Origin of the sequence: Thalassococcus arenae (assembly GCF_019104745.1) — a bacterium.
Taxonomy (GTDB): domain Bacteria; phylum Pseudomonadota; class Alphaproteobacteria; order Rhodobacterales; family Rhodobacteraceae; genus Thalassococcus_B; species Thalassococcus_B arenae.
This window is the reverse complement of the sequence record NZ_JAHRWL010000001.1, coordinates 1,142,719-1,166,425: the sequence shown is the minus strand read 5'-3', so window position 1 is coordinate 1,166,425 and position 23,707 is coordinate 1,142,719. Positions and strand designations below refer to the sequence as shown.

Sequence of the window (23,707 nt, the reverse complement as noted above, 5' to 3'; positions counted from 1 at the left end):
GTCGTGGCCCCGCCAAAGCGCTTAGCCTGACGGCATGACCGAAACCGATCCGTTCGACAGCCGTTACAGCTGGCTGCGTCTTGGCCTGACGCTGCTGATCGGCGTGGTCGGCAATGTCGGCATGTGGGCGATCATCGTGATCCTGCCCGAGGTGCAGGCGGAATTCGGCTCGGGCCGGGCGGCGGCCTCGATGCCCTACACGACGACGATGATCGGCTTCGCCCTGGGCAACCTGATGATCGGCCGCGCGGTCGACCGGTTCGGGATCACCTGGGCGCTGTGCGCCGCCGCGGTGCTGAGCGCCGTGGGGTACCTGTTGGCGGCGGTGGCGCCGACGATGGCGGTGCTCAGCCTGGTTCAGCTTCTGGTGGGCTTCGGGACCGCGGCCAGTTTCGGGCCGCTGATCGCCGATGTGTCGCTGTGGTTCCAGCGGCGGCGCGGCATCGCCGTGGCGATCGCGGCGTCGGCCAACTACCTCAGTGGCGCGATCTGGCCGATCCTGATCCGGTCGGTGGCCACCGATGCAGACTGGCGTGCGGTCTACGGCATCCTGGCGGTGCTGACATTGGCCGCGATCCTGCCCGCCGCGCAATTCCTGCGCCGCCGCGTCCCGCCCGAAGCGCTGGCCGCCGCCGACACCGCCACCATCGCCCGTCGCGGCGAGACCGGGTTCACGCCGCGCCAGTTCACCTGGTTGCTGGGCCTGGCGGGGATCGGCTGTTGCGTCGCGATGTCGATGCCGCAGGTCCACATCGTGGCGCTGTGCGTCGATTACGGGTTCGGCGCCGCAGCGGGCGCCGAAATGCTGTCGCTGATGCTGCTGGGCGGGGTCGCGTCGCGCATCGTGTCGGGGCTGTTGTCGGACCGGCTGGGGGGCATCCGGACGCTGCTGATCGGCTCGACCTTGCAATGCATCGCGCTGTTTCTCTACCTGCCGGCGGGCGGGTTGGTCAGCCTTTATGTCGTCAGCCTGATCTTCGGCCTGAGCCAGGGTGGGATCGTGCCGGCCTACGCGGTGATCGTGCGGGAATATCTGCCCGCACGCGAGGCCGGAGCGCGGGTGGGCTTTGTCATGATGCTGACGATCCTCGGCATGGCCCTGGGCGGCTGGATGACCGGGGTGATCTACGACCTGACCGGGTCCTACCAGTGGGCCTTCGTCAACGGCATCGTCTGGAACGGGTTGAACATCGCGATCATGGTGGTGATCCTGACCCGCGGTCGACGGCTGCCGGGCCGTTCGGTGCCTGCGACGGCCTGAAGCGGCCTGCCTGAAACCTGAGGCACGTCGCTTCGGTTTCATGTTCCGCGCAACGGACACCGTTGCGCCGCGCCGACCCGCCCCCATGGGGCGGCACGATGGCGCCACCGCGCGGGACGGCGCTAACGGAATGGCCGTTCAATGCCTCAGGTATCCGGCAGGCTGCTTCAAAGCCCTTCGTCCGCGTCCTCGATATCCACATGCAGATGCCGTTCGCCCCGCGCAGCGGCCAGCGCGATCTGTTTCTGCCGCTCGCGGAACCGCGCCTTGTCGTCGTCGCTGGTCTGGTCCACGCACAGATGGCAGGATACGCCGTGTTCGTATTCGGGGCGGTCGCGGTCGGTAGGCAGGATCGGCCGACGGCAGGCGTGGCAGAGCACATGCGCGCCTTCGCGCAGCCCGTGTTCTACCGACACGCGCTTGTCGAAGACAAAGCAGGCCCCGTGCCAGAGGCTGTCATCCTGCGGCACCTCTTCGAGGTATTTCAGGATGCCGCCCTTGAGGTGATAGACCTGATCCACCCCCTGACCCAGCAGCCAGTTGGTGGATTTCTCGCAGCGGATGCCGCCGGTGCAGAACATCGCGATGCGCTTGTTGTGAAAGCGGTCCTTGTTGGCCTCCCACCAGGCGGGGAAGTCGCGGAAGCTGTCGGTCTGCGGGTCGATGGCGCCGTCGAACGTGCCGATGGCGACCTCGTAGTCGTTTCTCGTGTCGATCAAGGCGACGTCGTCGCTGGAAATCAGGGCGTTCCAGTCGGCCGGTTCGACGTAATGACCGACGCGGGCGCGCGGATCGACATCCGGTTGCCCCATCGTCACGATCTCGCGTTTCAGCCGGACTTTCAGCCGGTCGAAGGGGCGCTCAGTCGCGGTCGAGCGCTTGTCCTCAAGATCGGCGCAACCGGGCAGGGCGCGGATCGCTGCCAGCATCGCCTCGATCCCGTCGGCCGGTCCGGCGATGGTGCCGTTGATCCCCTCGGGCGCCAGCAGCAGCGTGCCGGTGATCCGATGCGTGCGGCCGAGCGCCACAAGCCCGGGGCGCAGCGCGCCGGGATCGTCGAAGCGGGTGAAGTGATAGAGCGCACTGACGGTGAACATGCCCGGTCAGATACGCAGGCGGGACGCGCCATGCAATGGCAAGCCTTGACGCACCCGGTCCCCGCGCCTAGGCCTGACCCATCAGACCGGAGGCCGCCCATGCACGCGCTGCTTGTCATCGACGTCCAGAACGATTTCTGCCCCGGCGGCGCTTTGGCCGTGGCGGGCGGCGACGAGATCGTGCAGCCGATCAACGCGCTGATGGCGGACTTCGACGCGGTGATCCTGACGCAGGACTGGCACCCGGCGGGGCATTCGTCGTTCGCGTCGTCGCATGAGGGCAAGGCGCCGTTCGCAATGACCGAGATGCCCTATGGCCCGCAGGTTCTGTGGCCCGACCACTGTATCCAGGGCAGTCCGGGCGCGGCCTTTCACACCGCGCTGGAAACCGACCGGGCCGACCTGATCCTGCGCAAGGGTTACAACCCGGCCATCGACAGCTATTCGGCCTTCTTCGAGAATGACCAGACAACGCCCACCGGGCTGGAGGGCTATCTGCGGACCCGCGGGATCGACAGGCTGACCCTGGTCGGGCTGGCCACGGATTTCTGCGTGAATTTCTCGGCGGTCGATGCGGCCAGGCTGGGCTTTGCCGTGACCGTCCGGCAGGATCTGTGCCGCGCCATCGACATGGACGGATCGCTGGCCGCGGCGCAACAGGGGATGCAGGCGGCCGGCGTCGCGCTGCGCTGACGGGGTCGCGCCCCGGCCCGCTTGCGCCTTGCCCCCCGATCCGCAGTTTGGCACAAATCCACGGTCCGTCAGGAGAGACCCATGGTCGATATCGCCACCCGCGTCTGGTCGCACAAATGGAAGATCGACCCGATCGTGCGGTCGCTGATCGACACCGATTTCTACAAATTGCTGATGTGCCAGTCGGTGTTCCGCAACAAGCCCGACACCCAGGTCACCTTCAGCCTGATCAACCGGTCGACCCACGTGCCCCTGGCCCGGCTGATCGACGAAGGCGAGTTGCGCGAACAGCTGGACCACATCCGGTCGCTGTCGCTGGCGCGCGGCGAAAGCACCTGGCTGCGGGGCAACACGTTCTACGGCAAGCGGCAGATGTTCCGGCCGGATTTCATGGAATGGTTCGAGGCGATGCGCCTGCCGGCCTATCACCTGGAGCGCGTCGGCGACCAGTACGAGCTGACCTTCGAAGGCAACTGGCCCGAGGTCATGCTGTGGGAAATCCCGGCGCTTGCGGTGCTCATGGAACTGCGCGGCCGCGCGGTTCTGAACGAGATGGGACGCTTTGAATTGCAGGTGCTGTACGCACGCGCGATGACCAAGCTGTGGGAAAAGGTCGAACATCTGCGCAAGACGCAGGGTCTGCGGATCGCCGATTTCGGCACCCGGCGGCGGCATTCCTTTCTCTGGCAGGACTGGTGCGTGCAGGCGATGGTCGAGGGGCTGGGCGACAGTTTCGTCGGCACGTCCAACTGCCTGATCGCCAAGAACCGCGATCTCGAGGCGATCGGCACCAATGCGCATGAATTGCCCATGGTCTATGCCGCCCTGGCGCGGGACGATGCAGAACTTGCCCAGGCGCCCTATGACGTGCTGCGGGACTGGCAGGACGAACACGAGGGCAATCTGCGGATCATCCTGCCCGACACCTATGGCACCGAAGGGTTCCTGCGGAACGCGCCGGACTGGCTGGCCGGCTGGACCGGTATCCGCATCGACAGCGGCGATCCGGCCGCAGGGGCGGAAATCGCCATCCGCTGGTGGCAGGACAGGGGCGAAGACCCAAGACAGAAGCTGGTGATCTTCAGCGACGGGCTGGACGAAAAGAAGATCGTCGAATTGCACGCCCAGTTCGCCGGCCGGGTGCGGGTGTCGTTCGGGTGGGGCACGCTGCTGACCAACGATTTCCGCGGCCTGACGCCCGATGACCGTCTGGCACCCTTCAGCCTGGTCTGCAAGGCCGTGGCAGCCAACGGCAGGCCGACGGTCAAGCTGTCGGACAACCCCAACAAGGCGATGGGCCCGGCCGAGCAGATCGCGCGCTACAAACGCGTTTTCAGGGTCGGCGAACAGGAACGGCTGGAAGTCATCGTCTGACAGCCAGAGACCCGGTTCCAAGGGTGCTTTTCGTTGCAAGAACCGCGCTTTGCCCCTATCCGGGAAGGCGTTTGACCAGGAGGATTTCGGCATGGCCAAGGAACACCCCGTCTACGGGCGCATCGACGGAGCGATCGTCATCATCGGTTTCGGGTCGATCGGAAAGGGGACCTGGCCGCTGATCGAGCGGCATTTCGAATACGACGCCGCCAGGCTGGTGGTGATCGAACCGGACCCCGCCCAGGCCAATTTCCTGAAACAGCACCGGCTGAACCACATGCAGCTGGCCCTGACGCCGGACAATTACCGCGAGGTTCTGGGCGATCTGTTCAAGGACGGCGGGTTCTGCGTGAACCTGAGCGTCGACACATCGTCGCTGGATATCATGAAGTTCTGCCGCGAGATCGGGGTGCCGTATATCGATACGGTGGTCGAACCCTGGGCCGGCTATTACTTCGACACCCGCGACAACGCCGAACGCACCAATTATGCCCTGCGCCAGAAAGTCCGCGACGAAAAGGCTGCCAATCCCGGCGGCACCACTGCGGTCAGCTGCTGCGGCGCCAATCCCGGTATGGTCAGCTGGTTCGTCAAGGAGGCGCTGCTGACCCTGGCGCGCGACACCGGCCGCGACGCGACCCCGCCTGCCGACCGCGAAGGTTGGGCGAGGCTGATGCAGTCGCTGGGCGTCAAGGGCGTGCACATCGCCGAACGCGACACCCAGGTGCGGCGCGAACCCAAGCCGCGCGGCACCTTCGTCAACACCTGGTCGGTCGAAGGGTTCATCGCCGAGGGCTTTCAGCCCGCCGAACTGGGCTGGGGCACGCACGAGACCTGGTTCCCCGAAAACGGCTATCGGCCCGAAACCGGCTGCCGGGCTGCGATCTGGCTGGACCGGCCCGGCGCGATCACCCGCGTGCACACCTGGTGCCCGACCCCGGGGCCGCAATTCGGCTTCCTGGTGACCCATAACGAGGCGGTGTCGATCTCGGACTACTACACCGTCGGCGCGGGCGCCGATCCCGAGTACCGGCCGACCTGCCACTACGCCTATCATCCCTGCGACGATGCCGTGCTGAGCCTGCACGAGATGTTCGGCTCGGGCCGCCAGCAGAGCGTGCATCACATCCTGGACGTGGACGAGATCGTCGACGGCATCGACGAGCTTGGCGTGCTGCTATATGGCCACGAAAAGAACGCGCTGTGGTTCGGGTCGCGCCTGTCCAACGCAGAAACCAAGCGCCTGGCACCCTATCAGAACGCCACCGGGCTTCAGGTGACGAGCGCCGTACTGGCAGGCATGGTCTGGGCGCTGGAGAACCCGAATGCCGGCATCGTCGAGACGGACGAGATGGACCATGCCCGCTGCCTGGAAGTGCAGCGCCCCTATCTGGGCCCGGTCGAGGCGCATTACACCGACTGGACACCGTTGCAGGACCGTTGGGAACATTTCCCCGAGGATATCGACGAAAGCGACCCCTGGCAGTTCCGCAACGTGCTGGCCAGCTGACCCCGAACGGACGGTGATCCGAATGTGCGCTACCGCGCGCTTTCATGCTGCCAGCGGATGGGCGACGCGTTTGCCCGAACCGGGGTCGGGCCGCGGCTGTCCTGTATTCTGCTGAGAAGCGCCTGAGGGGCAGGTCTGCCCCCAGGGCGCCGTTTCGAGTGTGCAGCGGTCCGGCGGCGCCTCAAGGACATGCCGCCGCACGCGGCGGTCGCGCAACGCGCGATCCTTGACCCGCCGCCGGCCCGCGGGGCGTGTGCGGTTGCGGTTTGGCGCTTTTCTTGAGCGTGGCGGCCTTGTAAGCACAACGCGCAAGGAGAGCCCGTCATGACCAAGATCACGCCGCAGCCCGGAATCATGGACATCGCCCTGTATGTGGGCGGGAAATCCCATGTCGACGGTGTGAGCAACGTCATCAAGCTGAGCTCCAACGAGAACCCGTTCGGCCCCTCGCCTGCCGCGCAGGAGGCGGTACGCCGGTCCGCGCTGGACCTGCACCGGTATCCGCCGACCGATCATGCCGATCTGCGCGCGGCCATCGCCGCGGCGCATGGTCTGGACGCCGACCGGATCATCTGTGGAGTCGGCAGCGACGAGATCCTGACCCTGCTCTGCCAGGCCTATGCCGGGCCGGGCGACGAGGTGATCCATACCGAGCACGGTTTCGCGATCTATCGCATCGGTGCGCAATCGGTTGGCGCCACCCCGATCGAGGTGCCCGAGCGCGAACGCGTGACCGATGTCGACGCGATCCTGGCGGCCTGTACCGATGCCACGCGGCTGGTCTTCCTGGCCAACCCCAACAACCCGACCGGCACGATGATCGGGCTGGCCGAGGTCGAACGACTGGCCGGAGGCCTGCCGGATCAGGCGCTGCTGGTTCTGGACGGTGCCTATGCCGAATATGTCGACGGATACGATGGCGGCGCGCGGCTGGTCGAGGCGCGCGACAACGTCGTTATGACGCGCACGTTCTCCAAGCTGTACGGGCTGGGCGGGATGCGCGTCGGCTGGGGATATGGCCCGCAAGACGTCGTCGACGTGCTGAACCGCATCCGCGGGCCGTTCAACCTGTCTTCGACGGCCCTGGCGGCGGCCGAGGCGGCGTTGGGCGACACCGCCTATGTCGAGCGGTCGCGGTCCGAGAACACCCGTTTGCGCGCCTGGCTGGCCGAAGCACTGGCCGAACACGGCGTGCCGTCGGACGCATCCTGCGCGAACTTCATCCTGGCCCGCTTCGGCAGTCAGGACGAGGCGGAGGCCTGCGACACCTACCTGCAAAGCCAGGGCGTGATCGTGCGCCGCGTCACCAGCTACAAGCTGCCCAATGCGCTGCGCATCACCGTGGGCGACGAGGCGTCGTGCCGCCGGGTCGCGCATTGCATCGGGCAATTCAAGGCGGGCGCACGATGATCTATCCCCGGGTGGCGCTGATCGGGCTGGGGCTGATCGCCTCGTCGATGTACTGGGCGATGAAACGTGCCGGCGAAGCCGGGCATGTCACCGGCTACGCGCGGTCGCAGGAAACCCGCGACACCGCGCGCCGGATTGGCCTTTGCGACCAGGTTTTCGACAGCCTGCAAGAGACCGTGCGCGATGCCGACCTGGTCGTGCTGGCGGTGCCGGTTGGCGCCATGGGCGCGGTGGCGCGGGACATCGCGCCGCATCTGAAACCGGGCTGCACGGTAACCGATGTGGGATCGGTCAAGCGGCAAGTGATCGAAGACGTCGGCCCGCACCTGCCCGAGGGCGTGCATTTCGTGCCCGCCCATCCATTGGCCGGGACCGAGCATTCGGGACCGGAATCCGGCTTTGCCACGCTGTTCGACAACCGCTGGTGCCTGCTGGTTCCGCCCGAAGGCTCCGATGCTGACGCGGTCGAGCGGTTGGGGCGTTTCTGGCGTGCGCTCGGCTCCAACATCGATGTCATGGACCCCGACCATCACGACCTGGTTCTGGCGGTCACGTCGCATTGTCCGCACCTGATCGCCTACACGATGGTCGGAGTCGCCGACGACCTGCGCCGGGTGACCGACAGCGAGGTCATCAAGTATTCCGCCGCCGGGTTCCGCGACTTTACCCGCATCGCCGCCAGCGATCCGACGATGTGGCGCGACGTGTTCCTGTCCAACAAGGACGCCACGCTGGAGATCCTCGGCCGGTTCACCGAGGAGCTTTTCGCCCTGCAGCGCGCGATCCGCACCGGCGATGGTGAGCAACTTCACGCCTATTTCACCCGCACCCGTGCAATCCGTCGTGGTATTCTGGAGGCTGGTCAGGATACTTCTGCACCAGATTTCGGCCGCGTGAAGGTGGAACGGTGAAGCGCACGAGCCTTGCGATTGTTGCGATGGTGGTCCTGGCGTCCTGCTCGGCGCGGGAAACGCCGCCCGCCGAAACCGACAACCTGTCCGGCATTCGCGGGTTTCTGAACAACGCTTTCGCTTCGACGGCCAGCGAGGAACCGCGCAGCTTTGCCGGCGGCGGGTTGTGCGGCGATCCGGTTCTGATCGGCGAGCCGATCGGAACGGTCGATGGCAAAGGCGCCTGCGGTATCGACGGGGCCGTGCGGCTGCGTGCGGTGGGCAGTGTGGCGTTGAGCCAGCCCGCCACGATCAATTGCGAGACCGCCAAGGCGCTGCGTCAATGGATCGACACCGGGGCCAAACCGGCGGTGGCCTCGCGCGGGGTGCAGATTTCGAGCCTGAAGGTGGCGGCGCATTACGCCTGCCGGACGCGCAACCACCAGCGCGGCGCCAGGATCAGCGAACATGGCAAGGGCCGCGCCATCGACATCTCGGCCATCCGGTTGACCGACGGTTCGGAAATCACCGTTCTGAACGGCTGGAACAGCAAGCGTCACGGTCAGATCCTGCGCGACATGCACCAGTCGGCCTGCGGCCCGTTCGGCACCGTTCTGGGCCCGAACTCCGACCGCTTTCACCGCGATCATTTCCATTTCGACACGGCGCAGTATCGCAGCGGCAGCTATTGCCGCTGAGCGATCCGCGCCGCGCCCCGACGCACTCAGGCGACGGGTTTTTCGTCACCTGACGGCTGATCCTTTTCCTGGGCTGCGGGCTTGTCCGGTGCCACGCCCAGGGCGCCCGAGGCCAGCCCGGCGATACCGTCCTGCATCGACAGGCCAAGTTCGTCGCCAAGCTTGCGCAGGGCGGGCATCTGCACAGCCATACCCATGATCGAGTCGAGCGCCTGGTTCACCACGGGCTTGTCGCCCACAGCGCCGACCCCGTGACCCAGGCTGCCGCCACCCAGGCCCGAGACCTGGTGAATGCGGATCGAGTCGATCTTTTCCACCGGCTTGACCATCTCGGCCATGATCTCCGGCAACGCTTCGAGCCTGGCCAGATCGACCTTCATGCTGACGATGGCCGCCGACAGGGCGTTCTCGGCCTCGATGATGGCGCGCTTGCCCTCGGCCTCGGCCAGCATGTCGGCCTTCTTGGCGTTGGCGCGGATCGTGATCGCGTCGGCTTCGGCCTGAGCCTCCTCTCGCCGGGCGGCGGCACGGTCCTGCGCGGCATCCTTTTCGGCCTGCGCGGACAGACGGATGCGGGTGGCTTCGCGTTCCGCCTCGCGCGTGGCCTCGATCAGCGCGATCTGCTTGAGACGCTCGGCCTCGGCCACTTCCTGCGCCGTGGTCACTGCCTCGAGCGCCTTTTTCGCCTCGGCGCGGGCCAGATCGGCCGAGGCGCGGGCGCGGCTTTCTTCCTCGGATTTCTGCTGGATGATGATCTGGCGTTCCTGCTCGGCCACTTCCAGTTCGCGTTCCTTGGCGATCTCGGCCGCGCGGATGGTCTGTTCGCGGGCGATCCGGGCGCGGGCGGCCTCGCGCATCGAGTCCTCGCGCCGCGCAGCGATCTCGGCCTCTTGCGCGGCCTTGAGCGTCTCGACCTTCTGGATCTGTTCGATCCGCGCCTGTTCCTCGTCCTGTTCGATCAGCAGTTTCTGCCGCTGCGCCTCCATCGCCGCGCGCCGCACCGCGACTTCGGCCTCGGCATCGATCTCGGCGCGTTCCTTCTTGGACTTGGCGATCACCTCGGCCAGCTGCCGCATCCCCACGGCGTTGAAGGCGTTGTTTTCGTCCAGCGCCTCGAACGGTGTCTGGTCGAGCCCGGTCAGCGACACCGATTCCAGCGACAGACCGTTCTTGGTCAGGTCCTCCGAGACGGTGTTCTGCACCTCCTGCACGAATTCGGCGCGGTTTTCATGCAACTGGTCCATGGTCATCTGCGCGGCCACGGCGCGCAGGCCGTCGATCAGCTTGCCCTCGATCATCTCGCGCAGCTGATCGATGTCAAAGGTCCGGGCGCCCAGCGTCTGCGCCGCGCGGGCCACACCTTCGTCGGTGGGGCTGACCGAGACGTAGAACTCGACACCCACATCCACGCGCATCCGGTCCTGGGTGATCAGCGCGGCATCGCCGTCGCGTTTCACCTCGAGCCGCAGCGTCTTCATGTTCACCGGGCTGATTTCGTGCAGCAGGGGAATGACGATCGTGCCGCCATCCATGATGACTTTCTTGCCGCCGGCACCTGTCTTGACCAGGCTCACTTCGCGCGTGGCGCGGCGATACAACCGACCCAGGACAAGCCCGATCAGCATCAGCAGGACAAGGATGATCAGCACGGGGATGAGCAACGAGAAAAGGTCCATAGTGTCTCCTGTAAGGTCGGTGAAGGCGATGAATGTGTGTCAGTCGGTCAGTGGAACGATCAGGTAGCCGCCGTCGATGCGATGCCGCAGGACGATCACCTGCGTGCCCTGGGCGATCTCTGCGGTGTCGCGGAGCGGTTCGGCGCGCAGGTAATGCAGGTTGCCGAATCGGTCGGTGACGCGGATCTCGGCGGGTCGGCCGCGCGCGGCGGTGCCTTGCGTGACAACGCCGACACGGCGGCCCAGATGGCGTTCCGACACCGACTGGGTTTCGGTTTTCGGCAGCAGCCGGGCAAAGAGCGCGCCAAAGCGTCCGGCAAACCACAGCCCCGTCGCGGCGGCGGGCATGGCGGCGACCGCGCCTGGCAGAAACCCGCCCGTCACCGCCTGCATGACCGATTGTAGGACGAACCCGGACAGACCGAACCCCGCCAGAACCGTGCCAAGCCAGATCAGGAAGGGCATGCGCCCGAACCCCATCCAGGCGGCCAGACCGCCGACAGCTGGCATGTCCGGCCCGGCGGTCGCATCCAGCTCGGATCCCACACCGTCGAAGTCGAGCTCGACTTCGCCCAAATCCAGATCGGCCAGGTCGAGTTCGGCAAGGTCCGGCGCCGCGATCTCGGGCGCTTCGATCTGGGCATCGGAGCCGAGGCCGAACAGCGATCCACCCAGCAGGGCCATCGCGAGTTCCAGAAGCACAAGGCCCAGAAGCAGGGCCATGGCGAAGGTGAAAGGCGCCATCGCCCTGTCGAGAAGCAGATCAATCATCACGCACCGGCAAAATCAGTATGCAATTGTATACTACACATATGGCCCTCGCGCATGCGCTGCAATGGCAACGCCTCTGAAACCGTGCAACAGTACGAGGGTATTGTGAACAGCGGATCGGACAAGCCATGAAACTCACGCTGCACCACATCAACCTGAGCACCGAAAACGTCGCGCGCATGGATGCGTTCTATCGCGATGTTCTGGGACTGAAGACCGAAACCGACGGATTGCCGGTTCTGGAAAAGGGCAAGGGCTATTCCGCCGACGTGGCCTTCGTCACCGATGGCGCGATCCAGATGCACCTGGCGGGGCGCGACGTGTTGGCCGGGTTCAAGACCGGGCAGATCGTCAACCCCGTCTCGCGCGGGCACATCGCGTATCGCACCGACGATCTGGACGCGTTCAAGGCGCATCTGGACGCGCAGGGCGTGCCCTATTCGGACTGGGGCCATACCGCGGTTCAGGGGTGGCAGCAGATCTTCTTCTACGATCCGGACGGCAACGTCATCGAGGTTCACGAAGTCGCACCGGACTGAATTCTTCGCTGCGTTGCGGCAGATCAATGTTGCACCTGCAGAATGGGCGTAGGGGGAAAGGGACAACCTTTGCACAGGTGCACCCATGTTGGATTCCCCGCTTCCCGATACGTTGCTCGATGCCGCCCGCCTCGCGCCGTCCAGCCACAACACACAGCCCTGGCTGTTCCAGCGCCGCAACGGCCGCATCGGGTTGATCGCCGACCGCACGCGGGCATTGCCCGTCAACGATCCGGATGACCGGGAATTGACGATCAGCTGCGGTTGCGCGCTGATGAACCTGAGGGTCGCGGCCGCGGCCCGGGGTGACGGGATGCGCATCGATTGCTTTCCCGAGGCCGACGATCCCGATCTGCTGGCCTGGCTCTGGCATGAAGGCCCGGTCGAAAGGGATCTGGCCGGTCTCGCCGAAGCGATCCCGTTGCGGCACACCCACCGCAAGGCGTTTCGCGACACGCCGGTCGATCCCGATCTGGTCACGCGGCTGATCCGCGAGGCCGAGCAGGAGAACGCGCTCTTGATCCCGCTGGATTCCGAAGCCGCGCGGCACTCGGCTGCGGCGCTGGTGATGCAGGGCGATGCCGCGCAATGGAGCGACCGCCGCTGGCGCCGCGAATTGGCGGCCTGGATGCATCCGCGCCGCAAGGGCGACGGGCTCAGCCTGCCCGGCATCGCGGTGCCGGTGGCGCAGATGCTGGTGCGCAGTTTCGACATGGGCGGCGGGATCGGCGCCAAGGATGCCGAACTGGCCGAAGCTTCGCCGTTGCTGGCGGTGCTGTCGACCGATGGCGATACCGAAGCCGAATGGCTGGCCGCCGGGCAGGCCCTGCAGCGTGTCTTGCTGACCGCAGTCACCAAGGGCGTGCAGGCCAGCTATCTCAACCAGCCGATCCAGGTGGGCGAGCTGCGCGGCGCCTTGCGCCGCTTGACCGGTCGACAGGACAAGCCGCAGCTTCTGTTGCGGTTCGGCCATCCCAAGGAGGCCGGCAGCCACGCTCCGCGCCGACCGCTGAGCGATATGGTCATCGCCTGACCGGTTCGTGCGTCAGAATCCCGGCTGGCCGCGATCCTCGGGATGGTCGGCCAGGTGGCGCGCCTTGATCGTCTGCGACGTCTCGCGCGATCCGTCATGGCTCCAGCCCGGCGGGGCGACGGCGTACATCAGCCTGTCGCGCCAGCCGATCCCCGATCGGGTGACGTCTCGCCAGATGGCGACCCATTCGTGAAACGCCACGCGGATCGGGTTGAAGGTGCCCAGGTTGTGCACCAGCCCGTAGTCGACCTTTTCGTCGTCGCGTTCCGGCACGAAGGTGCCGAACAGCTTGTCCCAGACGATGAACACCCCGGCATAGTTGGCATCCAGGTAACGCGGGTTGCGCCCGTGGTGCACGCGGTGATGCGACGGCGTGTTCATCACCGCCTCGAACCAGCGGGGCATCCGGCCGATCGCCTCGGTGTGGATCCAGAACTGGTAGATCAGGTTCAACCCGCCGCAGAACAGCACCATGGCCGGGTGAAATCCGAGCAGGATCAACGGCGCGCGTACGATCATCATGAAGGTGAAAGTGCCGGTCCAGGTCTGCCGCAGCGCGGTGGTCAGGTTGTAATGCTGCGACGAATGGTGGTTGACGTGGCTGGCCCAGACCCAGCGGATGCGATGACCGAACCTGTGCACCCAGTAGTAGCGCAGGTCGTCCAGCACGAAGCACAGCACCACCACCCAAACCGATGTGCCCATGTCCAGCGGCGTGATCGCCCAAAGCGCCATGAAGAACCCCCAGGCGACAAAGCCCAGCACGATCCCCGAAGCGACGTTGCCCGCGCCCATGATGAGCGAGGTCACCGCGTCGCGCGTTTCGTAACGGCCGCCGCGTTTCCTGATCGCGATCCACGCCAGCTCCGCCAGGATCGCCGCGATGAAGAACGGCACCGCCAGTTGGACGACGTCGGGATAGCTGAGTTGGTCTGTCATGCGGTCGCTCCGATCTGTGCGCGCCATTCCTCGGTTTCCCGCGGGTCGAGCCGCAGGCGGATCTTGGGCGCCGTGTAGTCGGGAAGCGTCACCGTCAGGCCGTCGCCGTGGCTCCGGACCTGCGCGCCGATCAGCAAGCGCGCAGTGCTGTCGGCGCCCATCGCCCAGACTATCCCCGGCCCGTTCGGCGTGGACACCAGCGCGGCATTGCCGGTCTGGCACAAAGTGACCGCCGTGACCGGGACAGTCGCGAATTCCCGTGCCCAGGCAGCGCGCACCGCCTCGGCGTCGCCGAAACGGCGGGCCGATGAAAAGCCCGCAAGATGCGTCAGAACCGCGATCCCGGCGATTCCGCCGACAACAAGAGCGATGAGAATGCTGAGCGGCATGCGCCCCCTCCTGCGTCCCATTCTGCCCAGGACGGCGGGTCTGTCAAAACCGCCGTGGCGTCAAAGCGACACGCGATTCGGTCGGAATTGCGGCAGATTGGGGCGGGAATGTGGCGCGATTGCCAAGTTGACCGGAAACGGCCCAAGCGTCTGCCGGCGCATTGTTTCCGCTGTGATCCGAAATGCGGCGGAATTGCGGGCAGAGGCTGGACGGCTGCCACAATTCCGCCTCATAAATTCGGACATCGGGTGGGGGCCCGAGACACGGAGCATCACGATGCGCGGTTTGATACTGGTCCTGGCCCTTGCGTTTTCCGGAACCGTGGCACTGGCCGATATCGGCTGGAACACCGCCCGCATGACTCCGGGATCGGTCATGGTTCTCAAGGACAGCGACGGGGTGGAACGGATGCATGTGGCACGCGGTCACGTGCAAGGCCTCAAGCGCTTCGACACATATGCAGGGCGCGGCGCCGGCGCCACCTATCTGGGCAGCTACCTGACGACCGCGACGGGCGACGTGGTTCGGCAGATCGAATTCGACGGCGTAGTGACGCAATTTGCCCCGCATCGGTGCAATCGCACCTTGGGCGAATGCCGCTACACCATCACCCATGCCGACGGCTTTGTCGAAAACCGCGTGCGTGTCACTCGGGCCACAGCCGACGGGCTGGTCTGGCAGGAACACGGGTTGGACGGGTTGATGGCCGAGGGCGCGATCGAACTGGATGCCGACGGTGTGGCCAAGGGTGGCTGGCGCAAGCAGAAATCCGGCAAGAAGGTTCGGACCAAACGCGTGATGATCGCCCTCAAGTAAACTTCAGGTCTCTCTCTCTCTCTCTCTCTCTCTCTCTCTCTGTGTTTTCGTAAAAAGTGCCGGGGGTTCGGTAACCAGTTCGGGGCGGTCCGGGGGCCGCCCCTTGTTTGCGTTTCAGGATCGGCGTTCCCCGCGCGGCATATGTTACACGTCAGCCTTCCGTGCGGCCGAGCAAGGCGCGGATCACCGCCTTGGCGCTGTCCGAAGCCCAGTCGGCATCGCCGCGCAGCCGGGCGATTTCCTGCCCTTCGGGGTTCAGGATCACGGTGATCGGCAAGCCCAACACGCCCATCTCGCGCGCCAGGGCCGAACCCGGATCGCGATGCAGCGGCAGGTTGGTCACGCCGATCTCGTCGAAAAAGGCCTGCATCGCCGGTGGCGCGTTGCGGGTGGTGGCGATGGTCAGAACCTCGAAATCGTCACCGCCGAATTCTGTCTGCAATTCCGACAGCATCGGCATTTCCTTGCGGCAGGGCGCGCACCAGGTGGCCCAGAAATTCAGCAGCACCCATTTGCCTTGCCAGTCGCGCAAGTTCAGTGGCGCTTCGTCGAAGGTCATGAAATCCGCCGTCCCGGCCGGCTGGGGCTCGGCGTGGAAGATCAGTTTCTTCATGTCACCGTCGCGGGCGGCCTCGGCGGCGGCGATGTCGGCGCTGCCCGGATTTGCAAGCGCGAGGGCGGCGGTATAGAGCAGCGCGAGACCCAGTTTCTTCATGTCGCCTCCGAAGGACAAAAGATGACCGACAAGACCTCGAACCAGATGTGGGGCGGCCGTTTCGCCGCCGGGCCGGACGCGATCATGGAGGCGATCAACGCCTCGATCGGGTTCGACAAGCGGATGGCGGCGCAGGACATTGCCGGTTCGCGGGCCCATGCGGCGATGCTGGCCGCACAAGGCATCATTAGTGATAGCGACGCAAGCGCGATCCGGGAAGGTTTGCTCACGGTGTTGTCAGAGATCGAGGGCGGGACGTTCGCGTTTTCCACCGCGCTCGAAGACATCCATATGAATGTCGAGGCGCGTCTGAAGGACCTGATCGGCGACCCCGCCGGGCGGCTGCACACCGGGCGGTCGCGCAACGACCAGGTGGCGACCGATTTCCGGCTGTGGGTGCGCGACCAGCTGGACGCGGCGGAGGCCGGTTTGCTGGCACTGATGCGGGCGCTGGTCGCCCAGGCCGAGGCCGGTGCCGACTGGGTGATGCCCGGCTTTACCCATTTGCAGACCGCGCAGCCGGTGACCTGGGGCCACCACATGCTGGCCTATGTCGAGATGTTCTCGCGCGACCTGTCCCGGGTCCGCGATGCGCGCGCACGGATGAACGAATGCCCGCTGGGCGCCGCCGCGCTGGCCGGAACCGGCTTTCCCATCGACCGGCACATGACCGCAGGGGCACTGGGTTTCGACCGGCCGATGGCGAATTCGCTGGATGCGGTTTCGGCGCGCGATTTCGCCATCGAATTCCTGAGCGTGGCCAGCATCAGCGCGATGCACCTGTCGCGCTTCGCCGAGGAACTGGTGATCTGGTCGTCGGCGCAGTTCCGCTTTGTCACGCTGTCGGATCGCTTCTCGACCGGCTCCAGCATCATGCCGCAGAAAAAGAACCCCGACGCGGCCGAGCTGATCCGCGCCAAGGTGGGCCGCATCTTCGGCGCCAACGTGGCGCTGATGATGGTGATGAAGGGGCTGCCGCTGGCCTATTCCAAGGACATGCAGGAGGACAAGGAACAGGTCTTCGACGCCGCCGACAACTGGATGCTGGCGCTTGCCGCGATGGAGGGCATGGTGCGCGACATGACCGCCAATGTCCCGGCGCTGGAGGCCGCGGCCTCGGCGGGGTTCAGCACGGCGACGGACCTGGCCGATTGGCTGGTGCGCGAAACCGGGCTACCTTTCCGCCAGGCGCATCACGTGACCGGCGCACTTGTTGCCCGGGCCGAGGCGAAGGGCTGCGACCTGCCGGAACTGACGCTGGCCGAGATGCAGGCCGAACACGCGGCGATCACCGGGGCGGTGTTCGACGTTCTGGGCGTGCACAACTCGGTCGCCTCGCGGGTCAGCTATGGCGGCACGGCGCCGGCCCGGGTGCGCGAACAGGTGGCGCGGTGGAAAGAGGTGTTGGGATGAGACGACTGGCGGGACTTGGGCTGCTGTTGCTGGCGGCTTGCGGCGCCGATGGCGAACCGGAACGCCCCGAACCGCCGCGCGTCACCACGCAGGTAAGCGTGGGCAGCGACGGCGTGTCGACATCGACCACCATCACGCAACAGCGCGGGTCATTCACGCTGGGGGTCGGGCTGTGAGCCTGCGGTGGCTGTGGCTGGCGCTGGCGCTGTGGGGCGCGGTGCACCCGATGTATTATTTCATGTCCTACATGGCCGCCAATGGCTGGAGCCTGGGGGCGCTGATCGACGCCTGGTATGTCAACGACAGCACGCACGGGCTGGTCTGGGACCTGACCATCGCGGCGATCACCCTGACGCTGTGGGTTTTGGCCGAAGTGGCGGTGCGAAGGAACTGGATCGCCCTGTTGGCGATCCCCGCGACCTTCTGCATCGGCGTCAGCTGCGGGCTGCCGCTCTATCTCTATTTCCGCTCGAAACCGGTCTGATCCGATTGTGCGCTTCCGCGCGCTGTCATTCGGAATGTGGACAAGCGACGCATCTGTCCGGCGGTGTCCGGATCGGGATGTGGGATTTGCGTATTTCGAAAAGAGAAGAAGCGCGAGGGGGTTTTCCTTTTTCCCGTCGCTGCGCTAAGGCTTCGCGGGTTTGATCGTGGGAGAACGGCGTGGACCATTTCCTGTATCGTGACGGCGCCCTGTTCGCCGAGGAAGTTCCGGTGGCCGATATCGCGGCCGCGGTGGGTACGCCGTTCTACCTGTATTCCACGGCGACGCTGGTCCGGCATTTCCGGCTGTTCGACGAGGCGCTGGCCTGGGGGCCGCATCTGGTCTGCTACGCGATGAAGGCGGCGTCGAACCAGGCGATCCTGAAGACGCTGGCGGCCGAGGGCGCGGGCATGGACGTGGTATCGGGCGGCGAATATGCCCGTGCCAAGGCCGCCGGGGTGCCGGGGGAACGGATCGTCTTTTCCGGTGTAGGCAAGACGCGCGAGGAAATCCGCCTGGCGCTGGAGGGCGGCATCCGGCAATTCAACGTCGAGAGCGAGCCGGAAATGGCGGCGATTTCCGAGGTCGCGCACAGTCTGGGCGCCGTGGCGCCGATCACGGTTCGGGTGAACCCCGATGTCGACGCCAAGACGCATGCCAAGATCGCCACCGGCAAGAGCGAGAACAAGTTCGGCATTCCGATCGCGCGGGCCCGCGAGGTCTATGCCGAGGCGGCGCGCCTGCCGGGGCTGAAGGTGATCGGTATCGACGTGCATATCGGCAGCCAACTGACCGATCTGGCGCCCTTCGAACTGGCTTATCGCAAGGTGGCCGACCTGACCGGGGTGCTGCGCGCAGATGGGCACGAGATCACCCGGCTGGATCTGGGCGGCGGTCTGGGCATTCCCTATACCCGATCCAACGAGGCGCCGCCGCTGCCGGGCGATTACGGTGCATTGATCCAGCGCACGGTGGGTCATCTGGGTTGCGAGGTCGAGATCGAGCCGGGTCGGCTGATCGTCGGCAATGCCGGCATCCTGGTCAGCCGCGTGATCTATGTGAAGAACGGCGAGGGGCGCGATTTCCTGATCCTGGACGGGGCCATGAACGACCTCATCCGCCCCGCGATGTACGATGCCCACCACGAGATCGTTCCGGTCACCGAGCCGGAAGTGGCGGTGGAGCTGCGCCCGTTCGATATCGTCGGGCCGGTCTGCGAAAGCGGCGACACCTTTGCCAGGGGCCGGCTGATGCCGCCGTTGGCGGCGGGTGATCTGGTGGTGTTCCGGTCGGCCGGCGCCTATGGCGCGGTGATGGCCAGCGAGTACAACACGCGGCCGCTGGTGCCCGAAGTGATGGTGAAGGGGGATCACTTCGCCGTCATTCGTTCGCGCCCGACCTTTGACGATATCATAAATCGCGATACCATTCCCGAATGGCTGTAAGGCATCCTTCTTGCGGCCCGTCCGCAAGGAGCGATGCATGGCCTCCGATCCACGATCCCTGCTTCAGGTCACCTGGGCCGTCCGCTGGCCGCTGAGACTGACCCATGCGGGGTTGATCGCCGAACGGGTGACACGGGCCTTCTGGCCGTTCTGGTCGATGGTTTTCGTGTCGCTGGCGGGCCTGATGCTGGGCCTGCAGGACCTGATGCCTTTGGAATGGCTTTGGGTTGTTTCGGCGGCGTTCGTGCTGGCGGCCTTGTGGTTTCTGATGCGCGGCGCCCGGCGGTTTCGCTGGCCGCGCCAGGCCGAGGCGTTGCGGCGGCTGGACGCATCGCTGAAGGGCAACCCGATCCAGGCGGCGCTGGACGACCAGGCGATCGGGGCCGCCGATACGGGGTCGACCGCGATCTGGGCGGCGCACCAGGACCGGATGCGCGCCAAGCTTGCCGAGGCGCAGGCGGTCGAGCCGGACCTGCGGCTGTCGCGCGCCGATCCGTTCGCGCTGCGCTACGTCGCCTTGCTGGCGCTGTCGGTCGCGATCCTGTTCGGGTCGATCCTGCGGGTGCAATCGGTGTCGGTCATGGGGCCGGGCGGGCCGGGGCTGGCACAGGGGCCGAGCTGGGAAGGCTGGGTCGAACCGCCGGGTTACACCGGTCTTCCGGCGGTCTATCTCAACGACATCACCGCCGAGTCGATGCAGGCCCCGCATGGCGCTCGGGTGACGTTGCGCATGTATGGCGAAGTGGGTGCCCTGCGGATCGAGGAAAGCGTTTCGGGCCGGCCACTGTCCAGCGACGAAGCGGCCGAGGCGACGGCGCAGGATTTCGACATCGTGCAGTCGGGGCGGCTGGCCATCGACGGACCGGGCGGGCGCGCCTGGCAGATCGCGATGATTCCGGATGGCACGCCGACGGTTATGCGCGATGGCGAGATCGACGTCGCTTATAGCGGCGAGATGCAGATGCCCTTTACCGCCACGGACGACTACGGCGTTGTCGCGGGCGTGGCGCGGATCGTGCTGGCGCTGGACGAGGTCGACCGGCGCTACGGCTTGCGCATCGACCCGGAACCGCGCGCGGTTCTCGAAGTGCCGCTGCCGATGCCGGTGGCGGGTTCGCGCGCCGAGTTCACCGAGACGCTGATCGAGGATTTCTCGTTGCATCCCTGGGCCAACCTGCCGGTTCGGCTGGAGCTCGAGGTGCAGGACGAGGCCGGGCAGACCGGCCTTTCGGAACCCGAAGTGCTGACCTTGCCGGGGCGGCGGTTTTTCGACCCGATCGCGGCGGCGCTGATCGAACAGCGCCAGGCGCTGTTGTGGAACCGCGCCAATGCCGGCGATATCGCATTGATCCTGCGGGCGGTATCGAACCGGCCCGGTGACTTGTTCCGCTCGGAGGTGCATTACCTGCGGTTGCGGGTGATCCTGCGCCGGCTGGAAATGCAGGCGCGCTATGACATGAGCGACGAGCAGCGCGACGAACTGGCCCAGGATATGTGGGATCTGGCGATGATCCTCGAGGAAGGCGATCTGCAGGATGCGCTGGAACGGTTGCAGCGCGCGCAGGATCGACTGGCCGAGGCCATGAAGAACGGCGCGTCGGATCAGGAAATCGCCGAGCTGATGCAGGAGCTGCGCGAGGCCACCGACGATTACCTGCGCCAGCTGAGCCGCCAGCAGCAGCAGGATCGCGAAGCCGATCCCGACAGTCAGTTCAGTGACAACCAGAACATGATGGAGATGAGCCAGGACGATCTCCAGCGCATGATGGACCGCATCCAGGAGCTGATGGAACAAGGCCGCATGGAAGAGGCGCAGGAAGCCCTGGATCAACTGCGCGAGATGATGGAGAACATGCAGGTGACGCAGGGCCCCGGCGGGCGTGGACAGACGCCGGGCGAACAGGCGATGGAAGGTCTGGCCGAAACCCTGCGCGAACAGCAGGGCCTTTCGGACGAGGCGTTCCGCGACTTGCAGGACCAGTTCAATCCCGGTCAGGAAGGTCAACAGGGCCAACAACAAGGCCAGCAGCAGGGCCAGGGACAGCAGGGCCAGGGGCAACAACCGCAAGGCCAGGGGCAACAGGGGCAAGGTCAAGGCCAGCAACAGGGTCAGGGCCAGCCCGGTCAGGGCCAGCAACAGGGTGGCCAGCAACCTGGCGCGGGCGACGGCGAATCGCTCGAGGAAAGCCTGGCCGACCGTCAGCGCGCTTTGCGAAATGAACTGAACCGTCAGCGCCGCAACCTGCCGGGTGCCGGGTCGGAGGCCGGAGAACGCGCAGAGGAATCCCTGGGTCGGGCGGAAGGTGCCATGGAAGGCGCCGAAGAAGCCCTGCGCGACGGCGATCTGGCCGAAGCGATCGACCGGCAGTCCGAAGCGATGGAAGCCCTGCGCGAGGGCCTGCGCGAACTGGGCGAAGCGTTGGCACAGCAACAGCAGGGCCAGGGTGAACAGGGGCTGGCCGAGGGCGCCGATCCGGGCAACCAGCGCGACCCGCTGGGCCGCAACCAGGGCACAAACGGTCAGATCGGCACGGACGAGAACCTTTTGCAGGGCGAGGACGTCTATCGCCGGGCACGGGAATTGCTGGACGAAATCCGCCGCCGCTCGGGCGAGGGCGAGCGCCCCGAGGCCGAACTGGATTACCTCGAACGGCTGCTTGAACGGTTCTGACCCTGTGTACCCGACTCCGGACGCTCTGCACGCGGCGGCGTGGCGAATCCTGGCGCGCGGTGTCGCCGACCGGCGCCATCCCGCGCGCAACCCGGCGCTTGCAACCATCGGCACGGATGGTCCGCGGGTGCGCACCGTGGTGCTGCGTGCCTGGCGCGACGGCATTGCCGAGATCCACACCGACAAGGCCACCGACAAGGTTGCCGAGATCACGGCCGACCCGCGCGTCGCGCTGCATGTCTGGGTGCCGCGGGCACGGTTGCAGATCCGCCTGACCGGAACCGCCTCGTTGGTCTTTGGCGACCGCATGCGTTGGCAGGCCGTGCCCGAAGGCGCGCGCCAGCATTACGGCGGTGACACCCCGCCGGGGCAACCGATCCGTGCGCCTGGTGACTTTGCCGCGGTGCCGGACCCCGAGCGGTTCACGGTGGTCGACATCGCCTGCAGCGCGGCCGATATCCTGCACCTGGGAGATGATTTCTACCGCCGCGTCCGCAGCACCCGTCAGGGCGATGCCTGGCGTACGGCCTGGGTCGCGCCCTAACCGTCCGACGGATCGATACGGCCGCGCAAGGACTTGACCTCGCCGCGCACCTTCTTGGCCTTGAGGCGGCGTTTCTTGGATCCCAACGTCGGCTTGGTCGGGATGCGGCGCTTGGGCGGCTTCAAGGCAGCGCGGATCAGTTCGGCCAGGCGATCGCGGGCGATCTCGCGATTGCGGGCCTGGCTGCGGGTGGTGTCGACCTGCAGCACGATCGCGCCGTCGGTGGTCCAGCGCCGTCCCGCCAACCGTTTCAGCCGGGTCTTGACCGGGCCGGGCAGGTTGGGTGAACGCGCCGCCTCGAAGCGCAATTCGACTGCGGTGGCGACCTTGTTGACGTTCTGCCCGCCCGGACCCGAGGCCCGGACGAACTGTTCCGTCAGCTCCCAGTCTTCGATCGTGATTGTGTCGCTGATCGTCAGCATCATCCCGTTCCAACGAAAAGGGCCGCCTTGTTCAAGCGGCCCTTCGAGAATTCGGAGTGGCGCCAGTTAGGCTGCGCCAGTTCGTGGTTCAACGCCCAAGGGGCTGCCCTTAAAACGCTGCCTCTCGAACTGTCCCGACACCCTTCTCCAATGTTTCTCTAGACACTGGATCACCTCCTTTCAGCTGTTGAACACGCAAGATGATGTTGGCATGGCTGGGGCGATCCACAAAGTCTTTTTTGTCCGTCAAGCCATCGTCGTGTTGCCGGCTGCCCGCGAAACGATCATTCGGAAGGGGATCAGGGCAACCAGGGCAAGGCCCAGCTTGACCAGCCAGTCGGCGACGGCGAGCGACACCCAAAGCGGCGCTTGCGGACCGAATCCCAATAGCGGGAGGGCTTCCCCAGCCCAGCTGACATCGTTGTCGGGTTCGATGAAGGTCAGGCCAGCGGAAAACGCGATGGTAAAGAACAGCGCCGTGTCGACGGACGAACCCACCAGCGTCGACGCAAGAGGTGCGCGCCACCATTTCCCCTGCCGCAACCGGTCAAAGATCGCCACGTCCAGCAGCTGCGCGGTGAGAAAGGCCAGACCGGATCCGATGGCGATGCGGAAAGTCACCAGAGGGCCGAATTCGCCCATGATCTGGGTGCCGATCAGCGAACAGAAGACGCCGACGATGAAACCGGCAAAGACCACCTGGCGGGCCGGACCCGGTCCGTAGAGGCGGTTCATCAGGTCGGTGACGAGAAAGGCCAGCGGATAGGTGAAGGCACCCCAGGTCAGCCACTGGCCGAAAAGGAACTGCACGAGGATGTTCGAGGCGACGACGATGGCCGCCATGGCAAGAATGCCGGGGATATGCTTGCGCGTCATGATGTGACCCGTTTTGACAAGGTTGCGGGGACTTGGCCCA

Annotated in this window: 24 protein-coding genes; 16 read left to right on the top strand and 8 right to left on the bottom strand. The window is 66.0% G+C overall.

The genetic code is table 11. From position 1 onward, the window contains the following. Positions 1-34: 34 nt before the first annotated feature. Positions 35-1,261 (top strand): MFS transporter, encoded by a 1,227-nt coding sequence (locus tag KUH32_RS05790; protein ID WP_217777095.1) that lies wholly within the window; start codon positions 35-37, stop codon positions 1,259-1,261. A 167-nt stretch (positions 1,262-1,428) separates the two neighbouring features. Here KUH32_RS05790 and trhO read toward each other — a convergent pair whose 3' ends face one another. Beyond that, the gene (gene trhO, locus KUH32_RS05785; protein ID WP_217777094.1) at positions 1,429-2,358 is read right to left on the bottom strand and encodes an oxygen-dependent tRNA uridine(34) hydroxylase TrhO; all 930 of its coding nucleotides are present in this window, start codon (positions 2,356-2,358) and stop codon (positions 1,429-1,431) included. Positions 2,359-2,457: 99 nt separating this feature from the next. On the opposite strand from trhO, the gene pncA reads away from it, so the two are divergent. From pncA to KUH32_RS05755, 6 genes are all read left to right on the top strand, one after another. Then, a complete protein-coding gene (gene pncA, locus KUH32_RS05780; RefSeq protein WP_217777093.1) occupies positions 2,458-3,051 on the top strand; it encodes a bifunctional nicotinamidase/pyrazinamidase in 594 nt (197 codons plus the stop codon). Between the two features lie 81 nt (positions 3,052-3,132). After that, positions 3,133-4,425 carry a nicotinate phosphoribosyltransferase gene (gene pncB, locus KUH32_RS05775; protein ID WP_217777092.1) on the top strand — a complete coding sequence of 431 codons (1,293 nt, stop codon included), beginning with the start codon at positions 3,133-3,135 and terminating at the stop codon, positions 4,423-4,425. 91 nt (positions 4,426-4,516) lie between these two features. After that, positions 4,517-5,935 carry a homospermidine synthase gene (locus tag KUH32_RS05770; RefSeq protein WP_217777091.1) on the top strand — a complete coding sequence of 473 codons (1,419 nt, stop codon included), beginning with the start codon at positions 4,517-4,519 and terminating at the stop codon, positions 5,933-5,935. 324 nt (positions 5,936-6,259) lie between these two features. Beyond that, the gene (hisC, locus tag KUH32_RS05765; RefSeq protein WP_217777090.1) at positions 6,260-7,345 is read left to right on the top strand and encodes a histidinol-phosphate transaminase; all 1,086 of its coding nucleotides are present in this window, start codon (positions 6,260-6,262) and stop codon (positions 7,343-7,345) included. Continuing rightward, positions 7,342-8,256 (top strand): prephenate/arogenate dehydrogenase family protein, encoded by a 915-nt coding sequence (locus KUH32_RS05760; protein WP_217777089.1) that lies wholly within the window; start codon positions 7,342-7,344, stop codon positions 8,254-8,256. Before hisC ends, KUH32_RS05760 begins: the two co-directional genes overlap by 4 nt. Then, on the top strand, positions 8,253-8,933 hold the full coding sequence (locus KUH32_RS05755; RefSeq protein ID WP_348541086.1) for an extensin-like domain-containing protein: 681 nt from the start codon (positions 8,253-8,255) through the stop codon (positions 8,931-8,933). Before KUH32_RS05760 ends, KUH32_RS05755 begins: the two co-directional genes overlap by 4 nt. Positions 8,934-8,959: 26 nt before the next feature. On the opposite strand, the gene KUH32_RS05750 is transcribed toward KUH32_RS05755, so the two are convergent. Together KUH32_RS05750 and KUH32_RS05745 are read right to left on the bottom strand one after the other, a co-directional pair. Then, entirely contained in the window at positions 8,960-10,609 is a 1,650-nt protein-coding gene (locus KUH32_RS05750) for a flotillin family protein (RefSeq protein ID WP_217777088.1), read from the bottom strand. A 39-nt stretch (positions 10,610-10,648) separates the two neighbouring features. Further along, on the bottom strand, positions 10,649-11,380 hold the full coding sequence (locus tag KUH32_RS05745) for an OB-fold-containig protein (protein ID WP_217777087.1): 732 nt from the start codon (positions 11,378-11,380) through the stop codon (positions 10,649-10,651). A gap of 128 nt (positions 11,381-11,508) precedes the next feature. On the opposite strand from KUH32_RS05745, the gene KUH32_RS05740 reads away from it, so the two are divergent. Together KUH32_RS05740 and KUH32_RS05735 are read left to right on the top strand one after the other, a co-directional pair. Then, the gene (locus KUH32_RS05740; RefSeq protein ID WP_217777086.1) at positions 11,509-11,919 is read left to right on the top strand and encodes a VOC family protein; all 411 of its coding nucleotides are present in this window, start codon (positions 11,509-11,511) and stop codon (positions 11,917-11,919) included. Between the two features lie 85 nt (positions 11,920-12,004). Continuing rightward, positions 12,005-12,952: an Acg family FMN-binding oxidoreductase gene (locus KUH32_RS05735; RefSeq protein WP_217777085.1), complete on the top strand. Its 948-nt coding sequence runs from the start codon at positions 12,005-12,007 to the stop codon at positions 12,950-12,952. A 12-nt stretch (positions 12,953-12,964) separates the two neighbouring features. Here KUH32_RS05735 and KUH32_RS05730 read toward each other — a convergent pair whose 3' ends face one another. Further along, positions 12,965-13,891: a sterol desaturase family protein gene (locus KUH32_RS05730; RefSeq protein WP_217777084.1), complete on the bottom strand. Its 927-nt coding sequence runs from the start codon at positions 13,889-13,891 to the stop codon at positions 12,965-12,967. Next, positions 13,888-14,280: a hypothetical protein gene (locus tag KUH32_RS05725; protein WP_217777083.1), complete on the bottom strand. Its 393-nt coding sequence runs from the start codon at positions 14,278-14,280 to the stop codon at positions 13,888-13,890. The genes KUH32_RS05730 and KUH32_RS05725 overlap by 4 nt, the downstream gene beginning before the upstream one ends. 277 nt (positions 14,281-14,557) lie before the next feature. Between KUH32_RS05725 and KUH32_RS05720 the strand changes: the two genes are divergently transcribed. Further along, complete coding sequence (locus KUH32_RS05720) at positions 14,558-15,097, top strand: hypothetical protein (RefSeq protein ID WP_217777082.1); 540 nt, start codon at positions 14,558-14,560, stop codon at positions 15,095-15,097. Between the two features lie 151 nt (positions 15,098-15,248). Here KUH32_RS05720 and KUH32_RS05715 read toward each other — a convergent pair whose 3' ends face one another. Further along, a complete protein-coding gene (locus KUH32_RS05715; protein WP_217777081.1) occupies positions 15,249-15,812 on the bottom strand; it encodes a TlpA family protein disulfide reductase in 564 nt (187 codons plus the stop codon). Positions 15,813-15,833: 21 nt separating this feature from the next. On the opposite strand from KUH32_RS05715, the gene argH reads away from it, so the two are divergent. The 6 genes from argH (at position 15,834) to KUH32_RS05690 (ending at position 22,369) form a co-directional block, all read left to right on the top strand. Continuing rightward, complete coding sequence (argH, locus tag KUH32_RS05710) at positions 15,834-17,225, top strand: argininosuccinate lyase (RefSeq protein ID WP_217777080.1); 1,392 nt, start codon at positions 15,834-15,836, stop codon at positions 17,223-17,225. Then, entirely contained in the window at positions 17,222-17,401 is a 180-nt protein-coding gene (locus KUH32_RS18445; protein WP_254898992.1) for a hypothetical protein, read from the top strand. Before argH ends, KUH32_RS18445 begins: the two co-directional genes overlap by 4 nt. Continuing rightward, complete coding sequence (locus tag KUH32_RS18440; protein ID WP_348541085.1) at positions 17,398-17,709, top strand: DUF2834 domain-containing protein; 312 nt, start codon at positions 17,398-17,400, stop codon at positions 17,707-17,709. Before KUH32_RS18445 ends, KUH32_RS18440 begins: the two co-directional genes overlap by 4 nt. 179 nt (positions 17,710-17,888) lie before the next feature. Then, complete coding sequence (lysA, locus tag KUH32_RS05700; RefSeq protein WP_217777078.1) at positions 17,889-19,154, top strand: diaminopimelate decarboxylase; 1,266 nt, start codon at positions 17,889-17,891, stop codon at positions 19,152-19,154. 37 nt (positions 19,155-19,191) lie between these two features. Next, positions 19,192-21,825 (top strand): TIGR02302 family protein, encoded by a 2,634-nt coding sequence (locus KUH32_RS05695; protein WP_217777077.1) that lies wholly within the window; start codon positions 19,192-19,194, stop codon positions 21,823-21,825. Positions 21,826-21,829: 4 nt separating this feature from the next. Further along, positions 21,830-22,369, top strand: a complete 540-nt coding sequence (locus KUH32_RS05690) for a pyridoxamine 5'-phosphate oxidase family protein (RefSeq protein ID WP_217777076.1) — start codon at positions 21,830-21,832, stop codon at positions 22,367-22,369. On the opposite strand, the gene arfB is transcribed toward KUH32_RS05690, so the two are convergent. Both arfB and KUH32_RS05680 read right to left on the bottom strand, forming a co-directional pair. Beyond that, entirely contained in the window at positions 22,366-22,791 is a 426-nt protein-coding gene (arfB, locus tag KUH32_RS05685) for an alternative ribosome rescue aminoacyl-tRNA hydrolase ArfB (protein ID WP_217777075.1), read from the bottom strand. The two genes, KUH32_RS05690 and arfB, sit on opposite strands and share 4 nt — an antisense overlap. A gap of 246 nt (positions 22,792-23,037) precedes the next feature. Then, positions 23,038-23,667 (bottom strand): queuosine precursor transporter, encoded by a 630-nt coding sequence (locus KUH32_RS05680; protein WP_217777074.1) that lies wholly within the window; start codon positions 23,665-23,667, stop codon positions 23,038-23,040. Positions 23,668-23,707: the final 40 nt, after the last annotated feature.

What these genes read in the sequence shown, in the direction of transcription:
- KUH32_RS05745 (WP_217777087.1), bottom strand. Translation starts at nt 11,380, where the DNA reads ATGATTGATCTGCTTCTCGACAGGGCGATGGCGCCTTTCACCTTCGCC.
- arfB (WP_217777075.1), bottom strand. Translation starts at nt 22,791, where the DNA reads ATGCTGACGATCAGCGACACAATCACGATCGAAGACTGGGAGCTGACG.
- KUH32_RS05730 (WP_217777084.1), bottom strand. Translation starts at nt 13,891, where the DNA reads ATGACAGACCAACTCAGCTATCCCGACGTCGTCCAACTGGCGGTGCCG.
- KUH32_RS05790 (WP_217777095.1), top strand. Translation starts at nt 35, where the DNA reads ATGACCGAAACCGATCCGTTCGACAGCCGTTACAGCTGGCTGCGTCTT.
- KUH32_RS05680 (WP_217777074.1), bottom strand. Translation starts at nt 23,667, where the DNA reads ATGACGCGCAAGCATATCCCCGGCATTCTTGCCATGGCGGCCATCGTC.
- KUH32_RS05760 (WP_217777089.1), top strand. Translation starts at nt 7,342, where the DNA reads ATGATCTATCCCCGGGTGGCGCTGATCGGGCTGGGGCTGATCGCCTCG.
- KUH32_RS05720 (WP_217777082.1), top strand. Translation starts at nt 14,558, where the DNA reads ATGCGCGGTTTGATACTGGTCCTGGCCCTTGCGTTTTCCGGAACCGTG.
- KUH32_RS18445 (WP_254898992.1), top strand. Translation starts at nt 17,222, where the DNA reads ATGAGACGACTGGCGGGACTTGGGCTGCTGTTGCTGGCGGCTTGCGGC.
- KUH32_RS05735 (WP_217777085.1), top strand. Translation starts at nt 12,005, where the DNA reads ATGTTGGATTCCCCGCTTCCCGATACGTTGCTCGATGCCGCCCGCCTC.
- pncA (WP_217777093.1), top strand. Translation starts at nt 2,458, where the DNA reads ATGCACGCGCTGCTTGTCATCGACGTCCAGAACGATTTCTGCCCCGGC.
- trhO (WP_217777094.1), bottom strand. Translation starts at nt 2,358, where the DNA reads ATGTTCACCGTCAGTGCGCTCTATCACTTCACCCGCTTCGACGATCCC.
- KUH32_RS05695 (WP_217777077.1), top strand. Translation starts at nt 19,192, where the DNA reads ATGGCCTCCGATCCACGATCCCTGCTTCAGGTCACCTGGGCCGTCCGC.
- KUH32_RS05715 (WP_217777081.1), bottom strand. Translation starts at nt 15,812, where the DNA reads ATGAAGAAACTGGGTCTCGCGCTGCTCTATACCGCCGCCCTCGCGCTT.
- KUH32_RS05725 (WP_217777083.1), bottom strand. Translation starts at nt 14,280, where the DNA reads ATGCCGCTCAGCATTCTCATCGCTCTTGTTGTCGGCGGAATCGCCGGG.
- KUH32_RS05770 (WP_217777091.1), top strand. Translation starts at nt 4,517, where the DNA reads ATGGCCAAGGAACACCCCGTCTACGGGCGCATCGACGGAGCGATCGTC.
- pncB (WP_217777092.1), top strand. Translation starts at nt 3,133, where the DNA reads ATGGTCGATATCGCCACCCGCGTCTGGTCGCACAAATGGAAGATCGAC.
- hisC (WP_217777090.1), top strand. Translation starts at nt 6,260, where the DNA reads ATGACCAAGATCACGCCGCAGCCCGGAATCATGGACATCGCCCTGTAT.
- KUH32_RS05750 (WP_217777088.1), bottom strand. Translation starts at nt 10,609, where the DNA reads ATGGACCTTTTCTCGTTGCTCATCCCCGTGCTGATCATCCTTGTCCTG.
- KUH32_RS05740 (WP_217777086.1), top strand. Translation starts at nt 11,509, where the DNA reads ATGAAACTCACGCTGCACCACATCAACCTGAGCACCGAAAACGTCGCG.
- argH (WP_217777080.1), top strand. Translation starts at nt 15,834, where the DNA reads ATGACCGACAAGACCTCGAACCAGATGTGGGGCGGCCGTTTCGCCGCC.